This window comes from Gordonibacter sp. (assembly GCF_036667095.1).
GTDB lineage: Bacteria > Actinomycetota > Coriobacteriia > Coriobacteriales > Eggerthellaceae > Gordonibacter.
This window is the reverse complement of sequence record NZ_JAVWUP010000077.1, coordinates 788-2929: the sequence shown is the minus strand read 5'-3', so window position 1 is coordinate 2929 and position 2142 is coordinate 788. Positions and strand designations below refer to the sequence as shown.

Below are 2142 nucleotides of genomic sequence, written 5' to 3'. Positions count from 1 at the left end.
TCACCAGGTATTACGTTTCTTCTCCCCTGTTCTCGGGTATCTTCTGCAACCATGCGGGTATCCGGGAAAATACCCGCAAACACGCGATGACCCTCCCTGAAACGCCGCGTAGGGTGAAACCTGTCCGGCACCCGCGAACGACCAGCCCGGATCGGCACCGACGAGAAAACGCCGCTCGGTAGCCAAAGGAGCACGCAACCAAGGGAGGATTCATCATGGGAGAAAAAACCATCAGCCGCCGCAACTTCTTGGCCGGCCTTACCGCAACCGGCGCGCTCGCAGCCGCCGGAGCGCTCGCCGGCTGCGCGCCGCAGGCCCAAGCGACCGGCGGCAAAGGCGGCAAGACCGCACAGCTTGCCTCGTGGCGCGACAAGCCCGAGCCTATCACCGACATCGCCGAGACGATCGAGGTCGATCTCGTCGTGGTCGGAGCCGGCAACGGCGGTCTTCCCGCCGCCACCACGGCGGCGCAAAACGGCGCCAAGGTGATCGTGCTGGAGAAGGGCGGCAACATCGCCGCAGCCCGCGAGGCCATCGGCGCCCTGAACTCGAAGCTGGAACCCGACCATCAGGAAGACGTGCCTGCGCTGCTGAACCACGCCAACATGACGCAGAGCGGCGATGCCAACATGGTGCTGTACAAGACGTGGGCCGAGAAGTCCGGCGAGATGATGGAATGGATGAAGGAGACGCTCGAGCCCAAAGGCATGCTGTTCCCCTTCGAGTGGCACCGCCCCGACCCGACCATCGCCCCCAAGGCGTACTACCCAGCCATGTGCTACAACCCCTGCCTCGACGAGTACAACCCCGAGGGCCCGAACTACAGCGCCTACCTGCATCTAGAGAAGATGAGCGAAGTGCTGACCGAGCTGGGCGGCGAGATTCGCCTGCTCACCCCTGCAAAGCAGCTGGTCCAGGACGAGTCAGGCAAGGTCACAGGCGCTATCGCCACCGATAAAGACGGCAAGAACATCCAGTTCAATGCCGCTAAGGGCATCATCATGTGTACGGGAGGCTACGGCGCAAACGAGGAGATGCTGAAAGACCTCGTGCCCGTCGCCTCCGAATACTGCGTGCTGGGCGATAGCGTGACCGAGGAAGGCGACGGCATTCGCATGGCACTCTGGGCGGGCGCTTACCTCGAAGCAGGCGGATCGTGCATGATCTGGAACCGTGGCCTCATGAACGACGACACCGAGTTCGGCCGCCCCTGGCAGGGCCAGATATTCCTGCCCGGTAGCCAGCCGTTCTTGCACGTAAACGCCAACGGCGAACGCTTCATGAACGAGGACCAGTGCTACCCCATGAGCTATGCCGGCGGCCTCAACCAGCCCGGCCACTTCTCCTGGGAAGTCTGGGATGCCAGCTACTGGGAGGACATCGTGCAGTTCGACACCTGCGGCTGCTCGCGTCTGGCCCCGGCTCCTGCCGGAACCGCCTTCAACGCCGACGTGTACGACTGCGAGGCCATTTCGAAAGAGCATCTCGACGAATTCTGGTTCGCCCCGAACCTGGAAAGCGGAGCCATCAAAAAAGCCGACACGCTCGATGAGCTGGCGAAAGCTATGGGCCTCGATGCCGAGAAGACGGCCACGTTCGCAGCAGCCGTCACACGCTACAACGAGATGGTAGCCGCAGGCAAGGATACCGACTTCGGCAAGGAACCGTTCCGCATGAGCGCCGTAAACGAGCCTCCCTACTACGCCGCGCGCATCGCTGGCGAGCTGCTCGTTACCACCCACGGCGTAGTTACCAATGCAAACAGCCAACCTCTGCGTGAAGACGGCAGCGTTATCGTAGGCCTGTACGTATGTGGAAACGACCAGGGTGGATTCTACCCGCATAACTACCCCAGCAACTTCACGGGCATCAATGCTGGCCGCACGGCCACGTTCGGCCGCATCGCTGCCAAGCACGCCCTCGGCGTGGCGTAGAACCTCACGGCCAACTCCCTCCCTTGAAGGCCCCCGGCACGGCACTGTGCACCGGGGGCCTTCCCTGCTCGGCAGCAGTTTGCCGGGGAATCGATCGGTTTAGAGGCTGGTCAGGAGCCTGCGCTGTGCCAGGCTGCATCGAAATAGCCTGCTCTGCTCTGCTCTGCTCTGCTCTGCTCTGCTCTGCTCTGCTCTGCTCTGCTCTGCT

The 2142-nt window shown here is 62.7% G+C and carries 1 protein-coding gene; it reads left to right on the top strand.

Annotation, left to right across the window (positions count from 1 at the left end; genetic code table 11):
- Positions 1-215: 215 nt before the first annotated feature.
- Positions 216-1934, top strand: coding sequence for an FAD-dependent oxidoreductase (locus tag RR842_RS08250; protein ID WP_332729442.1), 1719 nt, complete (start codon positions 216-218; stop codon positions 1932-1934).
- The last annotated feature ends 208 nt before the right edge of the window (positions 1935-2142 follow it).

Excerpts from the sequence above, each read along its gene's own strand:
- RR842_RS08250 (WP_332729442.1), top strand. The coding sequence starts at position 216 with ATGGGAGAAAAAACCATCAGCCGCCGCAACTTCTTGGCCGGCCTTACC.